The following is a 21704-nucleotide window of genomic DNA, read 5'->3' as shown; positions in this document are numbered from 1 at the left end:
CAGATTGACGGGTAGAATAACCTTTTGTGACAAATAAAAGATTTTTAATGTTTTTTAATTTTTCAATGCTATGCATAGAGCCATAACCACTATCAGTGCGAATGATGAGTTTTCTATTATTAAGCTCTAAATGAGCAAATCTGATTACAAATATTGGCAAATAAATAAAGACATCCGAAACATTTTAGTGTATGATAAAGTTCTCACACAAAATCACACTAAAAGGAATGTTTTGAATGTCAAACTCTATACTATCAAATAATGAATTAGTTAGCAAGTTTTTCGAGGAAAATAATCTTGATTTTTATTACACAAAAACTGCTGTGAAACATTTTAAAGAATTTGTTGTAGCTACATCTTCTAAAGGATTTACTGCCAAAACTACAGATATTGCTGAATTTAGTGTTAATCACCGTACTACCATTGGTCATTTTTTATCTAATGGAGTATGGGACGAAAAATATATTGATAGAATAATAAAAAAAGAAGTAACTCATTTTATGCTCAAAACTTTTCTGATATTACCATAAAAGAATTTCTAATGAAACTATGTAGGTAGTTCTTAGACTTATTAGTAAGCGTCAAAGTGTGTTTTAAAGAATTGATATTTAGTCAATTCTTCAGGATATGCTTTGACGCTTACTATAATCATCTCTAAATATTCTACTTAGAATAAATTAAAAACTTGTTATTCTCTAAACGTCTAAATACTTAGTTAAAAAAACTCCCATATACGTAAATAAGCATAGGTCAAGCTACTATATACGTAAGTTTGTAAAAAGGGGGGAGGTTCTTGTTATGGGAAAAGATAATGGAGAAGAAAAGATTATAGATATGATTAACAATGACCTTATATATAAAAATACTAAATTGCCAATAAATGGATTGGAATTTAAACGACGTAAAGTATCCAAATCCGTAAAAAAAGTGACTTCTAATATTAACCAACTAAATTTACAAGATATTGAAAATATAATCACCTATTTAATTCTTTCTAGAATGAAAGAGGAAGGACGGATTTAGTGAAGTAAAAACTAATGGCAACGAAGAAATTAGTTTTTAGTACATATTAATTTTTTCATTATCATAATCCATGTGTACACATGGAAAACTATAAATAGTAGTAAAATAATAAGTTCTACTATGGAGGTCATAGGAATGAATGTTTATGGTTATGTTAGAATATCTAGAGATGATAAAGGTGAAAATTATGAAACGATTATTACTCAAAAAAGATTAATAAAAGATTATATTAAAGATAGATTCAATTGTGATATGAAGAAAATATACGAAGATGATAATGTTTCTGGGTATAAATTTGATAGGAGTGGATTTGAGAAGTTAGAGGAAAATATAAAAAAAGGTGAGGTTCAAGTGCTTGCAGTAAAAGACCTATCAAGAATAGGCAGGAATAATGCCCTAACTCTACTATTTTTGGAGTTTTTAAAAGAAAACAATGTGAGATTTATAAGTATATCAGATAATTATGATAGTTTTAAGGATGAAGATGATGTGATTGGTATAAAAACATGGTATAATGAAAGGTATGTCAAGGATATTTCTAAAAAAATTACTGGCAATCTAAAGGTTAAACAAAGGAATGGGGGAGTCATTATAAGACCATACTTTGGTTATAAAATTAACCCAAATGATAAAACCAGATTAATTATTGATGAAAATGTTTCAGGCGTGATTAAAAGGATTTTCAAACTATATGTAGAAGGTAATGGATATAGAAAGATATCAGATATACTAAATTCTGAAGGAATCCTAACTCCATCACAATATAAGAAAATACAAGATGGAAATAAGCGCCCAGTAGCAAAATACTGGACTCCAGTCCATGTATCTAGAATTATCAATGACGATGTATATGTGGGAACGCTACGTTGCGGTAAAACGAAGAAAAAGAAAATTAAAGGTCAATCTATTAGGGTTCCAAAGGAAGAACATATTGTATATGAAGATCATCATGAAGGCATAATTTCAAAGGAAGACTTTAAGCTAGCTCAGGCTATTGCTAAAAGAAGAGATCAAAGAAAAATTAGAGCAGGCTCTCATGGAATAAATTTGTACTCTGGCTTTTTATTTTGTGGAGATTGTGGTAAATATATGGTAATGCGAAGGAGAAAACATAGGTCAGATTCCTATATATGTGGAACTTATCATGGTATGGGTTCAAAATATTGTACATCTCACCATATTAAAGAAGAAGATATTAATAATATACTTTTGAATAATTTACAAGAGCATATGGAGTGTATAGAAGTAAATTTTGAAAAAATACAAGATAATATAGAAAGGGCAAAAAAAAGTAAGAACAATTATGACAAAATTATTAGAAATTTAAATAAAAGTGCTATAAATAAGAAAGAAGAAATAAAAAACTATGCAAGGCAAATGGCTAGGGGATTAGTTGATGAACAAATTCACAATGAATTAGTATGGGAAGCTAATCAAGAATTAAAAATAATCATAAATCAGATTGATGAAATGGAAAAATACAAAAGGTTAGCTTCAAAATCTCAAGAAGAAGTACTAAAGGCAATGGATGAGTTAAAGTCTATTGTAGAAAAAGGAGTTTTAACACGTAGAGATATTGAAGTACTACTAGACAAAATCATTGTATATCAACCAATAAAACCAACTAGAGGCTCTAAATCTGACATACAAGTTCATGTAAAATGGAATAGGTTTATTGGCACAATTTAGACATATACCCAGGAGGATGTGAAATTGGTCCTAGGCCTATAGACCTGCATTTGAAAGCTTTAAGACAATTGGGTGTAAAAATTAAAGAGGCACATGGATTTTTAGAATGTGAAGTGGTAAAATTAGATGGTACAGAGATACATTTAGATTACCCTAGTGTAGGAGCTACAGAAAATACCATGTTATTAGGAGTAATGGCAAATGGTACCACTAAGATACGAAATGCAGCAAAGGAACCAGAAATAGTTGAGTTGCAAACTTATTTGAACAAAATGGGTGCGAAAGTATCAGGAGCTGGAACTAGTGAAATTATTATTGAAGGTGTAAATAAGTTAAATAGAGTTGAGCATAAAATAATGGCAGATAGAATTGTGGCAGGAACTATGTTAGTGGCAGGGGCCATGACTGGTGGAGATATTCTTTTAAAAAATATAGTTATAGACCATATAAAACCAATCATATCTAAGTTAAAGGAATCAGGTTGTATTATAGAAGAAAAATCTGACTCTCTAAGACTTAAAACTAATAAAAGGATAAAAGCTATCGAAATGACTAAAACTTTACCTTATCCTGGTTTTCCAACGGATATGCAGGCACAATTTATGTCACTTATGGCTATTGCTAAGGGAACTAGTATAATTACAGAAACTGTATTTGAAAATCGTTTTAAGCATGTGGATGAACTTATGAGAATGGGAGCTAATATTAAAATAGATGGCAGAGTAGCTGTTATTCAAGGGGTATGTGAATTAACAGGAGCTAATGTTACTGCAAAGGATTTAAGAGGAGGAGCTGCTTTAGTTTTAGCAGGACTTGGTGCAGAAGGAATTACTATAGTAAATAATGTTAAGCATATAGATCGAGGTTATGATAGGATTGAAGAGATGCTAAAATCTCTAGGAGCAGAAGTCTATAGATTGAATTAAGAAGCAGCGTAAGCTGCTCTTAAACAAGTGAAAAAAATGGACAAGTAATGGGATGGTTATGATGAAAAAAAGCAGTGTGGGATTAAAAGTTAATAAAGAAAAGAAGTTGTTCATATTTACCATAATGATATTGATAACCATAGTTTCATTTATTATAGTATTTAAAACAGAGCTATTTAGTGTAAAGCATGTGGAAGTTTTAGGAATAGAAAAGGCAACAAAGGAAATTGTAGTAGAAGAGGCTGGAATTAATTTTGGAGGTCATATATTGAAAGAAGATTTGGAGAATATTAGGATGAATGTAGAGTATGACCCCTATGTTAAAAGTGCCCTAGTAGAACGAAAATTTCCTAACAAAATAGTCATAAAGATAGAAGAAAGAAAAGAAAAAGCTTTAATTAACTTTATGGATACATACTTAATAATTGATGAAGAAGGAGTAGTTCTAAGATCTAGCTTTAATAGTGAAGATTTAATTTTAATTAAAGGCATAGAATTTGACAATTTTGTTGAAGGAGAAAAATTATCAGTAAAGAATCAAAAGGAGTTTATATGTGCACTAAGGATGGTGGATGAAAGTGAGAAGAGCGGAATAAGTGTAGAAGAAATAAATATTAATGATTTAAATGATATTAGAATAAATATTAACAAAGATTTAGTATGCAAGTTAGGTTCTGGTGAAGGGTTAGAAAGAAAACTAAATACCTTAAGGAAGATTTTAAAGGATTTAGAGAAGAAAGATATAGTAAGGGGTATTGTAGATATGAGCCATAATGGCTATCCTACCTATAGACCTATAGAATAGGAGGGATAAAATGAACCAAATGAAGGCTAGAATCTCTATTGGAATAATATGTATGATTTTAGGGTTAGTTTTAGCATTGCAGTTTAGGTCAGTACAAAATAATTATCTTCAAGGAATTGGATCCGCTCAAAAGGCTCAAGATTTGGCTGTGGAACTTAAAAAAGTTAGAAGGGAAAAGGACGCTTTAAAGAGTGAGATAAATTCTTTAGAAGGTAAGATAAAAGAAATAGAGGAATCAGAGGCTAAAGAGGACGTTCTTGTAAGAAATATTAGAAATGAATTAGAAAAGTATAAAATGATTTCTGGACTTAAAAGGGTGAAAGGCCCAGGCGTAGTTGTGGTTATAGATGACCCTCCAATAGATCCTCAATTTCCTACTGATGTTAGTATTATAATGTATAATTATGACTTATTATTAAGTTTAATAAATAAACTAAACGACGCAGGAGCAGAGGCCATATCCATAAATGAACAAAGGGTTGTATCCAAAACAGAAATAAATTTAGCCGGAAGTAATGTTAATATTAACTCTGTACCAACGGCCCCTCCCTTTGTAGTTAAGGCAATTGGCAATCCAGATACTTTAGCTTCTACTTTAAATATCAGATTTGGTATAGTAGAACAAATGAGAAGTGAACGATATAATTTAAGGGTAACCGTTGAGAAAAAGAAGGAAGTACTAATTCCTAGATATAACGAAGTAATTAAATTTAGATATGCAAAGCCTGTGGAAGAAGAACAATAATAGAGGTGAACTCATGAATAGTAAAAAAGGTAAGTGGGTTATATTGTTTTTTTGCTTAATACTAGGAATAACTATTTCTTTAGAACTTAAAAATGTGAAGGATAGATATTTGTACGCACCTTTGAAGGAAATACATGATTATAAAATTACCCTTGAAAGTGAAAAACAAGAAATAAAGAAAATTAAAGAAGTTATAAAAGAAATGAATAAAAAGATACTTGCCTATGAAAAAATCAAAGAGGATGATGGTAAATTAAAATACGAAATGCTTGATGAACTAAAAAACCAAAGGGCTATGGCTGGATTTAGTGAATTAGAGGGACCAGGAATAATACTAACTGTAGATGATAGTGACAGAGAATTATTTGAAGGAGAAGATCCTAATAATGTAATAGTTCATGATGCTGATGTACTAAACTTGGTAAATGACTTAAAAGTAGCAGGAGCAGAGGCCATATCCATAAATGGACAAAGGATAATAAATACTACAGAATTAGTATGTGCTGGCCATAGTATAAGAATAAATAATCAATTTTTTGCTCAGCCCTTTGTAATAAAAGCCATAGGAGAGCCTAAAACCTTAGAGGCATCCTTAATAGCACCTACTACATATGGAGCATTACTTAAGGAATTTGGACTATATATTGAGGTTAATACCTCTTCTCACATTAATATACCTGCTTATGATGAAGGTGTTAATGTGAAATACATGAAAGTTATAAAAGAAGGTGAGTAAATGTATATTGCCATAATAGGATTAATAATAGGTATTGTATTAGGATTTTATTTACCAATTACCTATCCAACATCTTATTCTTTGTACATGTCCGTAGCCATATTAGCAGCACTAGATTCCGTATTTGGTGGAGTAAGGGCATATGTTCAAGAAAAATTTGAAACATTTATATTCATAACAGGTTTTTTTGGTAATGCCATTTTGGCAGGATTATTAGCATACATAGGAGATAAATTAGGAGTGCCCCTATACTATGCAGCCATATTTACTTTTGGTGGTAGATTATTCCAGAACTTCGCCATTTTAAGGAGATTGATGATAGAAAAAATTAGAGAAAAATAATATTTTTTTCTCATAAAAAAAGGGAATTTAAAAGAAATGTTGAATTTACTATAGTAGCCTAGTTATAGTATTTGAAAAAATAGTGTTTATTTAAAATAGAATTAAACTATGCTCCAAACATGATAACATATTTAAGATGTTCATAGCTAAAAGAGGAGGTAATTTCATGTTAGAATTTGATGTGGATATGGAACAATTTGCACAGATTAAAGTTGTTGGAGTCGGCGGCGGGGGAAATAATGCTGTTAATAGAATGATTGAATCACAACTAAAGGGAGTGCAGTTTATTGCTGTAAATACAGATAAGCAAGCGCTGTTTACTTCAAGAGCAGAATATAAAATTCAAATAGGAGATAAGCTTACTAAAGGATTAGGAGCTGGAGCCAATCCTGATATTGGAAGGAAAGCCGCTGAAGAAAGTAAGGAAGATATATATCAAGCCCTACAAGGTGCTGACATGGTTTTTGTAACTGCAGGTATGGGTGGAGGTACAGGAACGGGAGCAGCTCCTGTAGTAGCTCAAATAGCAAAGGAAATGGGTATATTAACTGTAGGAGTTGTAACTAAGCCATTTACATTTGAAGGTAAAAAAAGAATGCAACATGCGGAAAAGGGAATAAAGGATTTAAGGGATAAGGTGGACACTTTAGTAACTATTCCTAATGATAGATTATTACAGGTAGCAGAAAAGAAAACATCCATAATGGATGCATTTAAAATTGCAGATGATGTGCTAAAACAAGGTGTACAAGGTATATCAGACTTAATAGCAGTACCTGGTCTTGTAAACTTGGACTTTGCAGATGTTAAGACTATCATGTTTGAACAAGGTTTAGCGCACATGGGAGTTGGAAGAGTTAGCGGAGAAAATAGAGCAGTTGAGGCAGCTAAACAAGCTATTCAAAGTCCTCTTTTAGAAACTTCAATTCAAGGTGCTAAGGGCGTACTTTTAAATATTACAGGTGGAGGAAACTTAGGATTATTTGAAGTTAATGAAGCAGCTGAATTAGTTTCGCAAGCGGCAGATCCAGATGCAAATATTATATTTGGTGCTGTAATAGATGAAAGTTTAAAGGATGAGCTTATAATTACTGTTATTGCTACTGGATTTGATAATGATAAAACTCCAATTCCTAAAGCTTCTATTTTACCAAAGGAAGAAAGTAAGGATGAAGGCCCTGTTGAGACCAAGACTGAGGAAAGTCAAGGGGAAGATAACTTGGACATACCTACTTTTTTAAGGAGAAGAAGGTAATTTAATTTACAACAAAACATAAATACAATTTAGAGTATATGAAAAGAAAAAGACAATATTATCACAATAAAAAAGTAACTAAAACTTAAAGTTTTAGTTACTTTTTTATTGTCGTAATATAACAGATTATAGAGGGAAATAACCCTTTTTCGACTTCATAGAATGACAAGGTTTTAAAAAAAAATAATATATAATATACATATCCTAAGGGACATGGGAATATTTTTTAAGAAGAGATTATGCTAAACGGGGGAGTAAGTATGTATGAAGTATATGCTGAGTATCTTTTTTTAGAAAATTTACTTATGAATTGGATGATATTACATTTAACAGCACATTTTAGCAAATTTGAAGTGAAAAAATATAAAATATGGGTTGGAGCAATAGTTGGTGCCTTATATGCCTTTGTATTTTTCTTTCCGTCACTTAGTTTTATGTACTCAATGATAATGAAAATAGCTATGTCCATATTAATAGTTGTTCTTACTTTCATGCCATATAAGTTTATTGACTTTTTTAAGCTGGTGGGTATTTTTTACTTAATATCCTTTATGTTTGGAGGGGCAGCCTTTGCATTATTCTATTTTACTGGATTTGAAGGTATAGTCAGTAATGGTATATTCTATATTGGAAATTTCACAACAAAATTATTAATATACTCGGGTATTGTGTCATATATACTAATCAGATTTTGCTGGGAGTATGTGCAAGAAAAAATTTCTAGGGAAAAACTATACATTCCAGTTTCAATAGAAGTGGAAAATAATAAAAGCACAGTAAAGGCATTGGTGGATACAGGAAATTCATTAGAAGATCCATTATCTAAATATCCTGTGATGGTAGCAGAGTATAGTGCCATAAAGGAGCTAATTCCAAATGACATTAAGGATATGTTGGCTAGTGACAATATTACCTATGATTTATTCTTAAAAATAGGCAATGAGTCTAATTGGAACAGCAGAATTAGGGTTATTCCATTTAATTCATTGGGAAAGGAAAATGGTATGCTAATAGGATTTAGGCCAGATATGGTGAATGTGGAAGATAAGAAGCATATTAAAAATATCATAGTAGGAATATATACTAAGAGACTATCTAAAAATGGAGATTATAGTGCTTTACTACATCCAAATATTCTTAAGTAAATTTACATCAAATGGGAGGCGATAAAGTGTTTGAAATATTATCTAACATAAAAAAATCATATAAAAGGTTTATGATTAATATTAAGATTAAACTGGGAATATTTCAGATAAAAGACGTTTTTTATATTGGGGGAAGTGAAGCTCTTCCTCCGCCCCTAAAACCTCAAGAAGAAATGGAATTATTATCTAAACTTGATACGGATAGTAACTATGTGAGGACCGTTTTGATTGAGAGAAATTTAAGGCTGGTAGTATACATAGCTAGAAAATTTGAAAATACGGGTATAGGAGTAGAGGATTTAATTTCAATAGGAACAATAGGTCTTATAAAGGCTGTTAATACTTTTGATCCCCAGAAGAAAATTAAATTGGCTACCTATGCTTCAAGGTGTATCGAAAATGAAATATTAATGTATTTGAGAAGAAATAGTAAGGCAAAGGCGGAAATATCCTTTGATGAACCCTTAAATATCGATTGGGATGGTAATGAATTATTGTTATCAGATATATTAGGAACGGAAAATGATATAATATATAAATTTTTAGAGGAAGAAGTAGATAAAGAACTACTAGATTTGGCTTTAACAAAGTTATCTAGCAGGGAGAAAAAAATAATGGAACTTAGATTTGGACTTAGAAATGGACAGGAAAAAACTCAAAAGGAAGTGGCAGACTTATTAGGAATTTCCCAATCCTACATATCTAGATTAGAAAAGAGAATAATATTTAGACTACAAAAGGAGATAAAAAAGATAACCTAATAGGAAAAAACAATAGGTAGGATAGATTCCTACCTATTTTCTATTTTTTGGATATAGGAAAGTGTATAAACCTAAAATTAAGAGGCAATAATTTTATTAAGTAAGGGGGCAATAAAAGGTAGAAGCGGAGGAATAAGTAATGCATATAAACAAAGTAGAAATTTGTGGTGTTAATACGTCTAAGCTTCCTGTGCTTACAAATAATGAGATGAAAAAATTATTTGGAAGAATTCACGCCGGAGATTTATCAGCTAGAGAAGAGTTTATAAGGGGAAATTTAAGACTAGTTTTAAGTGTAATACAGAGATTTAATAACAGAGGTGAGCATGTGGATGACTTATTTCAAGTTGGATGTATAGGGTTAATAAAGGCAATTGACAATTTTGATTTAAGTCACAATGTGAGATTTTCCACTTATGCAGTTCCCATGATAATAGGAGAAATAAGAAGATATTTAAGAGATAATAATTCCATACGAGTAAGTAGATCACTTAGGGATACTGCATATAAAGCCCTTCAAGTTAGGGATCAATTGATAAATAAAAATTCTAAGGAACCTACAGTAGGAGAAATAGCAAAGGTATTAGACATGCAAAGGGAAGATGTGGTATTTGCCCTAGATGCAATCCAAGACCCCATATCTTTATTTGAACCTATATATCATGACAGTGGAGATGCCATATTTGTTATGGATCAAGTGAGTGATGAAAAAAGTGAGGATGAAATTTGGTTAGAAGGTATAGCCCTAAGGGAAGCCCTTAGAAAACTAAATAATAGGGAGAAGCACATTCTAACATTAAGATTCTTTGAAGGAAGAACTCAGATGGAGGTTGCAGATGAAATAGGCATATCTCAAGCTCAAGTTTCAAGATTAGAAAAAACTGCCTTAAAGCATATGAAGAAATACATATAAATTAAAGGGAAAGCATTATGCTTTCCCTTTAATTTATAAATGGAGTAATTTAATTTAAAGAGAAATAATATACTATTAATAATCAGTATTTCAATATGTATATAACATGGGGTATATGGCTTTGAGTTTAGGAGGGATAAAAGATGATAAGTACAGCTGAATTGAGAGAAAAGGAAATAATAAACATGTCAGATGGGAAAAAATTGGGATTCATATCAGATATAGAAATAAACTTAGAAAAGGGAAGGGTAGTATCTGTTGTAGTTCCCACTGAAGGTAAATTTTTAGGCATATTTGGTAAATACAACGAATATGTCATACCTTGGAGAGAAATAAATAAAATTGGAGTAGATGTGGTATTAGTCAATTCTAAGAATGTGGTGGAAACTAATATGAATAATGAGGAAGAATATGAAGAAATACCTGTAGAAAAGGAGATTTTTATCAAAAAAGAAGGAAATATATAGACATGAGGGAAAAGAAATATTATAATTTGAGTAAAAGTAGATAAAATAGGGGGTGTGCATGTGAACTGCCCGTTTTGTGAGTGTTTTGATACGAAGGTTGTAGATTCACGACCTACTGAAGAAGGACAAGTAATAAGGCGTAGACGAGAATGCAACAAATGTAAGAAGAGATTTACTACATATGAAAAAATAGAAGAGATTCCTTTAATAATAATTAAAAAAGATGGAAATAGGGAAGCTTATAATAGAAATAAAGTATTAAATGGTATAATAAGAGCCTGTGAGAAAAGGCCCGTATCTTTAAAGCATATTGAAAAAATAGTAGACAATATAGAAAGAAATCTTCATAATTCAATGGAAAAGGAAATAAAAAGCACATATGTAGGAGAACTTGTAATGAATGCTTTAAAGGAAATAGATGAAGTTGCTTATGTGAGATTTGCATCTGTATATAGACAATTTAGAGATATTAATACTTTTATGGAAGAATTAAAAAAGATGTTAGATGAAAAATAAAATCATAAATATATATAAATAATAGGAAGTTATATAACTTCCTATTATTTATATATATTTTAGTAGGGAGTTGATTTAGGTGTCTTTTGTATTAAAGGAAAGTATCAAAGGTACAAAATATTATGTCATAGATGAATTTAATAAGACGAAGATGGTAAAGACTTGTTTTACTACAAGGATAGGTGGAGTTAGTAATGGTGAATTTTCAACTTTAAATATGGGAACTAAGACTAGTGATAAAAAAGAAAATATAATTAAAAACTATGAAATTCTATGTGATGCACTAGGTACAAGTATAGAGAACTTAGTATTATCTGATCAGGTACATGGGGATAAAATTAAAATAGTACATATGGATGATAGGGGAAAAGGCCTTTTGTGTGAAAATCCTATTAAGGAGATTGATGGATTAATAACTTCACAAAAGGGAGTATGTTTAGTGACCCAATATGCAGATTGTGTTCCCATATATATATTAGATAAGAAAAATAAAGTAATAGCATTAGTCCACTCGGGATGGCGTGGAACTGTGAAAAAAATAAGTAAAAGGGCCATTGAAATTATGAAAGATGTGTATAATACAAATCCCATAGATTGTTTAGGGGCAATAGGTCCGTCCATAGGTCTTTGTTGTTACGAGGTAGATAAAGGGGTTATAGGTGAGTTTGAAAAGAATTTTAATAATATAGAAGATTTTGTGAAAAATAAGAAAAGTGGAAAATATAATCTAGATCTGTGGGAAGCAAATAAAAGTATATTAAAAGATATAGGTTTTAAGGAAGAAAATATTATAGTGAGCCATGTGTGTACCATGTGTAATGAAGAACTATTTTCATATAGAAGGGATAAGGGAAACACGGGAAGAATGGTAGCAATGATAGAGTTACTGTGAAGGGAGATACAAAATGAAGAAGATATTAGTAGTAGATGATGAGGAATACATACGTGAGCTTATTGAATTTAATTTAAAAAATGACGGTTATGAGGTAATTACTAGTGAAGATGGATACATGGCCATAAAGGTGGCCAAAGAAGAAAAACCAGATCTAATATTACTCGACTTAATGTTACCTAAATTAAACGGATTTGAAGTTTGTAAGGAAATTAGAGTTAATGAGGAAATAGGATCTACACCTATAATAATGCTTACAGCTAAAAATGATGAAGGGAATAAAATTGAAGGATTAGACGCAGGGGCAGATGATTATGTGACAAAACCTTTTAGTGTGAAGGAGTTATTGGCTAGAGTGAGGGCTGTTTTAAGGAGATATGATAAAAATCATAAAAAGAACAATGAAATAGTAATGAAGGATTTAATCATAAATTTAGATAGTTATGAAGTAAGAAGAAATGAGAAAAAAATAGATCTTACTAATAAGGAATTTGAATTATTAAAAGTGCTAATTGAAAATAGAGGAAAGGTTCTTACTAGGAATTTTTTATTAGACCATGTATGGGGATATGATTATTTTGGAGATTCTAGAACTGTAGATGTTCATATAAGATATTTAAGAAAAAAAATAGAAGACACTAATAATGAATTTATAGAAACGGTAAGAGGAGCAGGATACATATTAAGATAGGGTGATTTAATGAAGAAAAAGATATTTGTAGTATATGGTACACTCATGATAATAGGAATTATGCTTACAGGTTTTTTGGCCTTTAGCTTAATTAAAACTAATTATACTATGAAAATCGAAGAGCAATTAATAAGTAATGGAGAACTAATTAATAGTTTTATAGGGGAAAAATTAGAAAATAGTTCTACAAAATATTTGGATTTTGACTCATATGCCATGGAATATGCCATGAAGTCAAAATTAAGAGTAACTTTTATAGATAAAAATGGAATAGTTATGGGTGATTCGGAGGTTAGTGAAGACCTATTAGATCTTATGGAAAATCATATGTATAGGGCAGAAGTAAAAAAAGCTCTAAAGGGTTATATAGGAAAGGATATAAGAACTAGTAGCACTACGGATGTGGAATATATTTATGTGGCAATTCCTTTAAAAGTTAATAATGAAATATATGGTGTAACTCGAGTAGCATTTCCCTTTACAGAAATGAGAAAGATTAATCTTACCTTACTAAAATATATATTTTTATCTGTTATATGTGGAATTTTTTTAAGTCTAATAATTGGATACAGATATGTGGACAATGCTACTAAACCCATAAAGGAAATAACAGAAATATCAAGGAAGATTGCCAAGGAAAACTATAAAGGAAAAGTGGAAGTTAGTGGAGAAGATGAGATTAGAATTTTAGCAGAAAATTTTAATATAATGGTGGAAAAATTAAATAACACCATAAAGGAAACTCGGGATAAAAATATTAAACTAAAATCCACATTAAGTAGTATGAAGGCTGGTATATTTGCTGTTGATAAGGAATTAAACGTAATACTTGTAAATCATGGGGCGAAGGAACTACTAAATATAGACGAGGTAAATGTTTATAAAAGGCATATGGATGAAGTAATACATAATGAAGAATTAAAGGTACTGTTAAAAGAGTTATTAATCAAGGGAGAAAGTATAGAAAAGAAGGTAGAAGTAAAGTTATTAGAAAAAAGAATTTTAAAGATTTATACAAATCCAATAAAATTAGACCTGGATCCCAATAGGATATTAGGAGTAATGGCCCTTATTGAAGATATAACGGAAATTACAAGATTAGAAAATATGAGAAGTCAATTTGTGGCCAATGTTACCCATGAACTAAAGACTCCCCTCACATCCATAAGTGGGTTTATAGAAACCTTAAAATCTGGAGCTATTGACAATAAAAATGTGAGAAATAGATTTTTAGATATTATAGAGGTAGAAACGGAGAGATTAAATAGGCTCATAGACGATATACTTACCTTGTCTGATATAGAAAATAGAAGTTCAAATACTAGAAAAGAAGAAATAAATGTAAAGTCCAGTGTGGAAGAAGTATTTTTCTTAATGAAGAGAATTGGTGAACAAAAGAATGTGGAGTGTGACCTTGAAATATCATCTTCCATATCTTCCATATATGGAAATAGAGATTGGTTTAAACAAATGTTAATAAATTTAATTGATAATGGAATAAAATATACTAATGAAAATGGGAAGTTATATATAAAGGTCTATGAAAAATATAATAAAATAATCATATCCATTAAGGATACAGGAATAGGAATACCTAAAGAGGATATTCCAAGACTTTTTGAAAGATTTTATAGGGTTGATAAGGCTAGAAGTAGAAAAGTTGGTGGAACGGGTCTAGGCTTAGCCATAGTAAAGCATATAGTTTTATCCTTTAAAGGAGTTATCTCTGTTAATAGTATAGTAGGAGAGGGCTCAGAATTCCTTATTAAATTACCCACAAGAAAGATGCTTAAGTAACTTTAAGCATCTTTTTTCATTAAAAATTTTAAAATGTAAATACTAAATAGAAGAAATAGGAGATTTAGTAAGGAGATGATCGTATGCAGGATTTTATTATATCCATGTTACCTTCCTTTATGATGGGGATTTTAGCTAGAATATATATGATAAGAATAGACCAGAGGCAATATCCTAGTTATCCTCAAGGGTTAATATCCCATTTTACTCTAGGGATTATAGCAGCTTTTTTAGGAGCTGTAGCATTACCTGCACTGGTGGAAAAAGAGTTTGGTGCTGTAACATTTTTGGCAGTGGCAGCTCAACAATTTAGGGATGTGAGAAGTATGGAGAGGGAGAGTTTAGACAATATAGAGCCTACTGAATTAGTTCAAAGGGGTACAGCATACATAGAAGATATAGCCAAGGCCTTTGAAGCTAGGAACTATATGGTCATATTAACTTCCTTATCAACTAGTTTAACCATATATTGTGTAAGGATTATTTATACTAATGTGTATGTGGAGGTTATTTCAGGCATAGGTGTAGGAACAATAGTTATGTTGTTTTTAAAATTTATATTAATGAGACAATCCATAAGACAAATAGGAGAAGTAAAAAGTGCTAAAATGGTATTTGATGGACCCATATTATTAGTAAATGATGTGATCATAACAAATGTGGGCCTAGATGCCACAAAGGAATTTTATTTAAAGTATGGACTAGCAGCAGAGATAATTCCAAGGGATGAAAATGCCATTGAAACTTTGGCAAATGTGGGACAAGGCCAAACTATACTTCATAATATATATGTACAGCTTGGCATTAAAAGGGATTCGGACGATGTGGAGTACATTCCCTTTGCTAAAAGAAATTTAGAAACGGGAACCATGATAATCATATGCATACCACTAATCAAAGATGAAAATCTTCTTTTAGAGAGTATAAAAGGAACACCTGTTTTAGAAACTGCTAAAAGAAAGACCTTAGATAAAAATAGTTTAAAAAAAAGTTTTAGGAGGAATTAAAATTGGATATAGGTATAAAAGATTCCATAGTTGCCATAATTACTACAGACAGAAATTCTATTTCTAATTATTGCTCTGTTCCCATATTTTATGCAGATACGAAGGAAGAAAAGGAAAGGTTAGCTGTAAATTTATCTAAGATTACCATGTCTGCAATTCACGATCTGGAAAATGGTTGTTTTGTCCTAGTAAGACATTAAATACTTGACTAACACAAGATTTCCAATTATAGTGTATATATGTTTTTTTTATGATATAATTTTTAAGGTAAATTTATTTGATAAAGGGTGTACTCAATAATGGAAGTAAATGTAGAAAAATTTAAGAATATAATATTAGATGTACAAAAGGATAGTATTGGAGAAGAATTAGGAATAGAACCAGGGGATATATTATTAAAGGTGAATAATATAGAAATAAAAGATATAATTGAATACATGTTTTTAATTTCTGACGAATATATAGAGATGGAAATTAAAAAGAGAAATGGTGAAATTGAAGTTTATAGTATAGAGAAGGATTATGATGAGGAAATGGGAATAATATTTGAAAATCCCATCATAGACAAAGCTAAGAGTTGTAAGAACAAATGTATTTTTTGTTTCATAGACCAATTACCGCCTAATATGAGAAAGACATTGTATTTTAAGGATGATGATTCTCGATTATCTTTTTTACAGGGAAACTTCATAACCCTTACTAATATGAGTGATGAAGATATGGAGAAGATAATAAAATATAGAATTAGCCCTATAAACGTATCTATACATACAACAAATCCAGATTTAAGGATGGAAATGTTAAATAATAATACGGCTTGTAATCTACATGAGAGACTAGAAAAATTAGCAGAAGCTCACATTAATATAAATGGACAAATAGTTTTATGTCCTAATGTGAATGATAAAGAAAATTTAGATAGAACTATCAAAGATTTATACAAACTTTATCCCAGTGTAAAAAGCGTTGCCATAGTCCCTGTAGGTATTACTAAATATAGGGAAAATCTTTATCCATTAAAAATATTTAATAGGGAAAGTGCAAGGGAAACTATTGAACAAATTAAAAGATGGCAAGGTAAATTTTTAGAGGAAAAGGGTATTAGATTTGTCCATCTATCAGATGAATTTTATATTATGGCAAATGAAGACTTTCCGTCATATGACGAGTATGAAGGTTTTCCTCAAATAGAAAATGGTGTAGGACTCATGGTTAAATTAAAGGGTGAATTTGAAAAGTATCTAGACTCCCTAGATGGTAATAGGAATAATAAGACCATCAGCGTTGCTACGGGCAGATCTGCTAAAAAATTCATAGATAATTTAGCTAGAAACCTGAGTAAAAAATATCCTAATATTAATATAAATGTATATGAAATTAAGAATAATTTCTTTGGAGAGACTATAACGGTAGCAGGCCTCATAACTGCCACCGATATAATAGATCAGCTAAAGGATAAAAGATTAGGAGAAAGGCTTTTAATAACAGAGAGTATGCTAAGGGCTGATACAAATGTATTTTTAGATGATTTAACCATAGATGATGTGGAAAAATCATTAAAGGTGAAAATTCAAGTAACAAAAAATAATGGAAAAGACTTTATAGAAAATATAATAAATTAAAGTTTGTGGAGGTGCAGAAGGTGGCAAAACCAGTTGTGGCAATTGTTGGAAGACCAAATGTAGGAAAATCTACTTTCTTCAATAGAATAGCAGGAAAGAGAATATCCATAGTAGAAGATACTCCTGGAGTAACTAGAGACAGAATATATGCAGATGCTGAATGGCTAAATCATAAATTCACCTTAATAGATACGGGTGGAATGGAACCTGACTCTAAGGATATAATATTATCTCAAATGAGAAATCAGGTCTACATGGCCCTAGACACGGCAGATGTAATCGTATTTATAGTAGATGGAAGAACAGGTTTAGTAGCTCAAGATGAAGAAGTGGCTAATATTTTAAGAAGAACGGGTAAGCCTGTAATATTAGTTGTTAATAAAGTTGATAATAATAATTTACCAGATTCCTTCTATGATTTTTATCAATTAGGAATGGGAGAACCCTTTGCAATTTCATCTACTAATGCCCTAGGGTTAGGAGATCTATTAGATGAAGTAGTGGCTAATTTTCCAAAGGACAAGGATTTCGATTATGATGATGATCAAATAAAGGTGGCTGTTATAGGAAAACCTAACGCTGGAAAATCTTCTATAATAAATAAAATATTGGGAAAAGAGCGAGTTATAGTTAGTAATATAGCAGGAACTACTAGGGACGCCATAGATACCCCATTTACCCATGGTGAAGACGAATATGTATTAATAGATACGGCTGGAATAAGAAGAAAGAGTAGGGTAGATGAGAATATAGAAAAATATAGCGTTATAAGGGCACTAAATGCCATTGAAAGAGCCGACGTATGCTTAACTATGATAGATGCTACTGAAGGGATAACAGAGCAGGATAAGAAGGTTGCAGGGTATGCCCATGAAGAAGGTAAGGGAAGCATCATAGTAGTTAATAAATGGGATTTAGTGGAAAAGGATACTTATACCATGGATCAATTTACTAAAATGATCAGAAATGAGCTAGCCTTTATGAGTTATGCACCAATAATATTTGTATCAGCTCTTACGGGGCAAAGGATAAATAAATTATTAGAATTAATTAAGTTTGTATCTAACCAACACAGTATGAGGGTACCAACGGGTAGATTAAATGACGTAATTAATGAGGCCATATTGTTAAATCAACCTCCTTCTGATAAGGGAAAGAGGTTAAAAATTTATTATGCAACTCAAGCCTCTGTTAGACCGCCTAAAATAGTAATATTTATAAATGACAAGGAAATTGCTCATTTTTCATATTCACGATATTTAGAAAACAAAATTAGGGAAGCCTTTGGATTTGAAGGAACACCTATTAGCATTTTATACAGGGAAAGAGAGGGCAAATACTAGGGGGAGTATTTATGAAAAAGATAAACGTTGGTGTAATTGGAGCAGGTAGCTGGGGCAGTGCCCTTGCCATATCCTTAGCTAAAAAGGGACATAGAGTAAATCTATGGGTAAGGCAAGAAGACTTATTTAATAAAATTAAAAAGAGTAGAGAAAATATAAAGTATCTGCCAGGTGTCCTATTTCCAGAAAATATTAAATTATATAATCACATAGATGACACTGTGAAGGATATGGATTTAATATTAGTTTCAGTATCATCTCAGGCCGTTAGAAATGTATTAGAATTATGTAAAGATAATATTAAGGAAGAAGCTGTAATAGTGAATGTGGCAAAGGGTCTAGAAAAGGGAACTTTACTTAGGATATCCCAAGTTGTAAAAGAGATTCTTCCTAAGAATAAGTACTGTGTTTTATCAGGACCATCCCATGCAGAGGAAGTGTCTAGGCATATGCCAACCACATTAGTTGCGGCTTCACATTCTAAAGAGTGTGCTGAATTTGTACAGGATGTATTTATTACTCCAAAATTAAGAGTATATACTAACCCCGATGTGGTAGGTGTAGAATTAGGAGGAGCTCTTAAAAATGTAATTGCCTTAGGAGCGGGTATATCAGATGGCCTTGGATATGGGGATAATGCAAAAGCAGCCCTTATGACTAGGGGAATCAGAGAAATTTCAAGATTAGGTCAAGTTATGGGAGCTAGTATAAGTACCTTTTCAGGACTTACTGGAATTGGAGATTTAATCGTAACTTGTACTAGTATGCATAGTAGAAATAGAAGATGTGGTATAAAACTAGGCCAAGGTATGGAAGTTAATGAAGCAGTAGAGTCTATAGGTATGGTAGTAGAAGGTATAACTACTACTAATGTGGCTTATGATTTATCTAAAAAGTATAATGTTGATATGCCTATCACAAGGGAAATATATAGAATATTAAATGAAAAAAGAGATGCAAAAGAAGCTGTAGTAAAACTAATGATGAGAAGTAAGACCCATGAAATTGAAGAGGTTGTAAATGATATTGTATGGAAAGAAAGATAGCTATTTAATAGCTGTCTTTTTTTTGAAAAAAGTTTGTAAAACCCCTCTTAAGGCATATTCAAAAAATAAATTAGTCATTTTACTGGTTATTTGAATTCTTTTCTTCGTTATGGAATCACTTACATATGGCTAATATGCTCGCTGACCATGCCTTGAAAACAATCCAAATTCCTCAGAAAATTGACTAGTTTATTTTTTTCATACACCTAAAAGTAATAATAAATTTTTTTAGACATATATATATACTGTTAGTATGTCTAATTTATATAGGGATTAATTACAATGGGAGGGGGAAAATAATGGAGAACTTTGATATATATAGAGACATTGCAGAAAGAACCCAAGGAGATATATATATAGGTGTAGTAGGTCCTGTAAGAACTGGAAAATCAACCTTCATAAAAAGATTTATGGACCTTATGGTTATACCTAATATTGAAAATGCCCATATGAGAGAGCGTGCAAAGGATGAGCTTCCTCAAAGTGGTGCAGGAAGAACTATAATGACTACTGAACCCAAATTCGTTCCTAACGAAGCTGTAGAACTTAACATAGATGAAAATGCTAATGTTAAAGTTAGGTTGGTTGATTGTGTAGGGTACTTAGTAGATGGTGCTATTGGATATGAAGAAGAGGGAAAACCTAGAATGGTAAAAACTCCATGGTATGATAAGGAGATTCCTTTTGCAGAGGCAGCAGAAATAGGAACTAAAAAGGTTATAACAGATCATTCCACTATAGGATTAGTAATATTAACTGATGGTACTGTTACTGATATTGATAGAAATAAATATATACAGGCAGAAAATAGAGTTATGGAAGAGTTAAGGGCACTAAATAAGCCTTTTGTCATAGTACTTAATTCGTTAAATCCCCATGGTGAGATGGCACTAGAACTAAAGGACCAATTAGAAGAAAAGTATAAAGTGCCAGTGGTGGTTGCAGATTGTGCTAATATGCATATGGAACATATTAATGAAATCCTTAAAAATGTATTATTTGAATTCCCTATTAGAGAAATAAATATATCACTTCCAGGATGGATGGATGGATTAGATTCAGATCATTGGCTTAAAAAGGATATTATGAACCTTGTAAGGGACTGGAGTAGCCATGTTAGAAATATTAATGATATTAAAAATAGCATGGATGGATTTAAAGATATTGATATAATATCAGAAGCTTTACTTAATGATATACAATTAGGTAAAGGAGTTACTAATATTAACATGAAGGCAAAAGAAGGAATGTTTTATTCTGTATTAGAAGAGATAACTGGACATAAAATTCATGGAGATCATGAACTATTAGGACTAATAACAGAATTTTCTAGGGCTAAAAGGGAATTTGACAGGGTAGAGACGGCCCTTAATGATGTACGTGAAACGGGTTATGGATTAGTTCCTCCAAGTTTGAAGGAGCTAGAACTACAGGAGCCTGAAATATTTAGGCATGGAAATAGATTTGGAGTTAAATTAAGGGCAAATGCCCCATCCCTTCACATTATTAGAGCTGACATTGCAACAGAAGTATCACCTATTGTGGGAACAGAGAAACAAAGTGAAGAACTAGTTAAATATCTATTAGATGAATTTGAATCGGATCCTACTAAAATATGGGAAACTAATATGTTTGGTAAATCATTACATGATATGGTAAAAGAGCAATTACAACATAAACTATATACCATGCCAGATGATGCCAGAAGTAAAATGCAAAAGACATTGCAAAAGATTATTAATGATGGTAATAATGGATTAATATGTATAATTCTTTAAGGATTGTAAAATAATAAATTTAGTGTTAATATGGTTATAGAAGAATTTACCTAAATGAGGTAGTATTAAGTTGTAGGTACTTTCATTTAATAAAAACTTAAAAAATAATATAATTCGGGGCGTATTTCAGTTTGGTAGAATACATGACTGGGGGTCATGTTGTCGCAGGTTCAAGTCCTGTCGCTCCGACCATTGGAATTTAAAC

General features: G+C 31.2%; 23 protein-coding genes and 1 tRNA gene. All 24 read left to right on the top strand.

Going from position 1 to position 21704, the window contains the following annotated elements; all coding sequences use genetic code 11:
- Positions 1-236 precede the first annotated feature (236 nt).
- The 24 genes from N4A57_RS01415 to N4A57_RS01300 all read left to right on the top strand — a co-directional run bounded on the left by N4A57_RS01415 (position 237) and on the right by N4A57_RS01300 (position 21691).
- Positions 237-530, top strand: coding sequence for a hypothetical protein (locus N4A57_RS01415; RefSeq protein ID WP_293655593.1), 294 nt, complete (start codon positions 237-239; stop codon positions 528-530).
- Between the two features lie 268 nt (positions 531-798).
- Entirely contained in the window at positions 799-1023 is a 225-nt protein-coding gene (locus N4A57_RS01410; protein WP_293655592.1) for a hypothetical protein, read from the top strand.
- 135 nt (positions 1024-1158) lie between these two features.
- On the top strand, positions 1159-2712 hold the full coding sequence (locus N4A57_RS01405) for a recombinase family protein (RefSeq protein ID WP_293655591.1): 1554 nt from the start codon (positions 1159-1161) through the stop codon (positions 2710-2712).
- Positions 2713-2714: 2 nt separating this feature from the next.
- Positions 2715-3638, top strand: coding sequence for a UDP-N-acetylglucosamine 1-carboxyvinyltransferase (murA, locus tag N4A57_RS01400; protein WP_293655597.1), 924 nt, complete (start codon positions 2715-2717; stop codon positions 3636-3638).
- A 61-nt stretch (positions 3639-3699) separates the two neighbouring features.
- Positions 3700-4443: a cell division protein FtsQ/DivIB gene (locus N4A57_RS01395; RefSeq protein WP_293655590.1), complete on the top strand. Its 744-nt coding sequence runs from the start codon at positions 3700-3702 to the stop codon at positions 4441-4443.
- Between the two features lie 10 nt (positions 4444-4453).
- Positions 4454-5188 carry a DUF881 domain-containing protein gene (locus tag N4A57_RS01390; RefSeq protein WP_293655588.1) on the top strand — a complete coding sequence of 245 codons (735 nt, stop codon included), beginning with the start codon at positions 4454-4456 and terminating at the stop codon, positions 5186-5188.
- Between the two features lie 13 nt (positions 5189-5201).
- On the top strand, positions 5202-5924 hold the full coding sequence (locus tag N4A57_RS01385) for a DUF881 domain-containing protein (protein WP_293655587.1): 723 nt from the start codon (positions 5202-5204) through the stop codon (positions 5922-5924).
- Positions 5925-6266: a small basic family protein gene (locus tag N4A57_RS01380; protein ID WP_293655586.1), complete on the top strand. Its 342-nt coding sequence runs from the start codon at positions 5925-5927 to the stop codon at positions 6264-6266.
- A 166-nt stretch (positions 6267-6432) separates the two neighbouring features.
- Positions 6433-7521 (top strand): cell division protein FtsZ, encoded by a 1089-nt coding sequence (gene ftsZ / locus N4A57_RS01375; protein WP_293655585.1) that lies wholly within the window; start codon positions 6433-6435, stop codon positions 7519-7521.
- Positions 7522-7760: 239 nt separating this feature from the next.
- Entirely contained in the window at positions 7761-8666 is a 906-nt protein-coding gene (spoIIGA, locus tag N4A57_RS01370; RefSeq protein ID WP_293655584.1) for a sigma-E processing peptidase SpoIIGA, read from the top strand.
- Between the two features lie 26 nt (positions 8667-8692).
- Complete coding sequence (sigE, locus tag N4A57_RS01365) at positions 8693-9427, top strand: RNA polymerase sporulation sigma factor SigE (protein WP_293655582.1); 735 nt, start codon at positions 8693-8695, stop codon at positions 9425-9427.
- 139 nt (positions 9428-9566) lie between these two features.
- Positions 9567-10340, top strand: coding sequence for an RNA polymerase sporulation sigma factor SigG (sigG, locus tag N4A57_RS01360; RefSeq protein WP_293655581.1), 774 nt, complete (start codon positions 9567-9569; stop codon positions 10338-10340).
- A gap of 143 nt (positions 10341-10483) precedes the next feature.
- Entirely contained in the window at positions 10484-10807 is a 324-nt protein-coding gene (locus N4A57_RS01355; protein ID WP_293655579.1) for a YlmC/YmxH family sporulation protein, read from the top strand.
- A 60-nt stretch (positions 10808-10867) separates the two neighbouring features.
- Positions 10868-11323 (top strand): transcriptional regulator NrdR, encoded by a 456-nt coding sequence (nrdR, locus tag N4A57_RS01350; protein ID WP_293655578.1) that lies wholly within the window; start codon positions 10868-10870, stop codon positions 11321-11323.
- Positions 11324-11402: 79 nt separating this feature from the next.
- The gene (gene pgeF, locus N4A57_RS01345; RefSeq protein WP_293655577.1) at positions 11403-12215 is read left to right on the top strand and encodes a peptidoglycan editing factor PgeF; all 813 of its coding nucleotides are present in this window, start codon (positions 11403-11405) and stop codon (positions 12213-12215) included.
- A gap of 13 nt (positions 12216-12228) precedes the next feature.
- On the top strand, positions 12229-12906 hold the full coding sequence (locus tag N4A57_RS01340) for a response regulator transcription factor (protein WP_293655575.1): 678 nt from the start codon (positions 12229-12231) through the stop codon (positions 12904-12906).
- 9 nt (positions 12907-12915) lie between these two features.
- On the top strand, positions 12916-14703 hold the full coding sequence (gene pnpS / locus N4A57_RS01335) for a two-component system histidine kinase PnpS (RefSeq protein ID WP_293655573.1): 1788 nt from the start codon (positions 12916-12918) through the stop codon (positions 14701-14703).
- Positions 14704-14786: 83 nt separating this feature from the next.
- Positions 14787-15710, top strand: a complete 924-nt coding sequence (locus N4A57_RS01330; RefSeq protein ID WP_293655572.1) for a YIEGIA family protein — start codon at positions 14787-14789, stop codon at positions 15708-15710.
- 2 nt (positions 15711-15712) lie between these two features.
- A complete protein-coding gene (locus tag N4A57_RS01325) occupies positions 15713-15910 on the top strand; it encodes a capping complex subunit for YIEGIA (protein WP_293655571.1) in 198 nt (65 codons plus the stop codon).
- Between the two features lie 99 nt (positions 15911-16009).
- The gene (locus N4A57_RS01320) at positions 16010-17332 is read left to right on the top strand and encodes a DUF512 domain-containing protein (RefSeq protein WP_293655569.1); all 1323 of its coding nucleotides are present in this window, start codon (positions 16010-16012) and stop codon (positions 17330-17332) included.
- Between the two features lie 20 nt (positions 17333-17352).
- Positions 17353-18675 carry a ribosome biogenesis GTPase Der gene (der, locus tag N4A57_RS01315; protein ID WP_293655567.1) on the top strand — a complete coding sequence of 441 codons (1323 nt, stop codon included), beginning with the start codon at positions 17353-17355 and terminating at the stop codon, positions 18673-18675.
- 11 nt (positions 18676-18686) lie between these two features.
- Positions 18687-19721 (top strand): NAD(P)H-dependent glycerol-3-phosphate dehydrogenase, encoded by a 1035-nt coding sequence (locus N4A57_RS01310; RefSeq protein ID WP_293655565.1) that lies wholly within the window; start codon positions 18687-18689, stop codon positions 19719-19721.
- A 299-nt stretch (positions 19722-20020) separates the two neighbouring features.
- Positions 20021-21499, top strand: a complete 1479-nt coding sequence (spoIVA, locus tag N4A57_RS01305; protein ID WP_293655564.1) for a stage IV sporulation protein A — start codon at positions 20021-20023, stop codon at positions 21497-21499.
- Positions 21500-21614: 115 nt separating this feature from the next.
- Positions 21615-21691: transfer RNA gene (locus N4A57_RS01300), tRNA-Pro, on the top strand.
- The last annotated feature ends 13 nt before the right edge of the window (positions 21692-21704 follow it).

The sequence above is a fragment of the Anaeromicrobium sp. genome, from assembly GCF_025210435.1.
GTDB lineage: Bacteria > Bacillota > Clostridia > Peptostreptococcales > Thermotaleaceae > Anaeromicrobium.
Note: the sequence above shows the minus strand (reverse complement) of the source record. Positions and strands in the feature narration are given on the sequence as shown.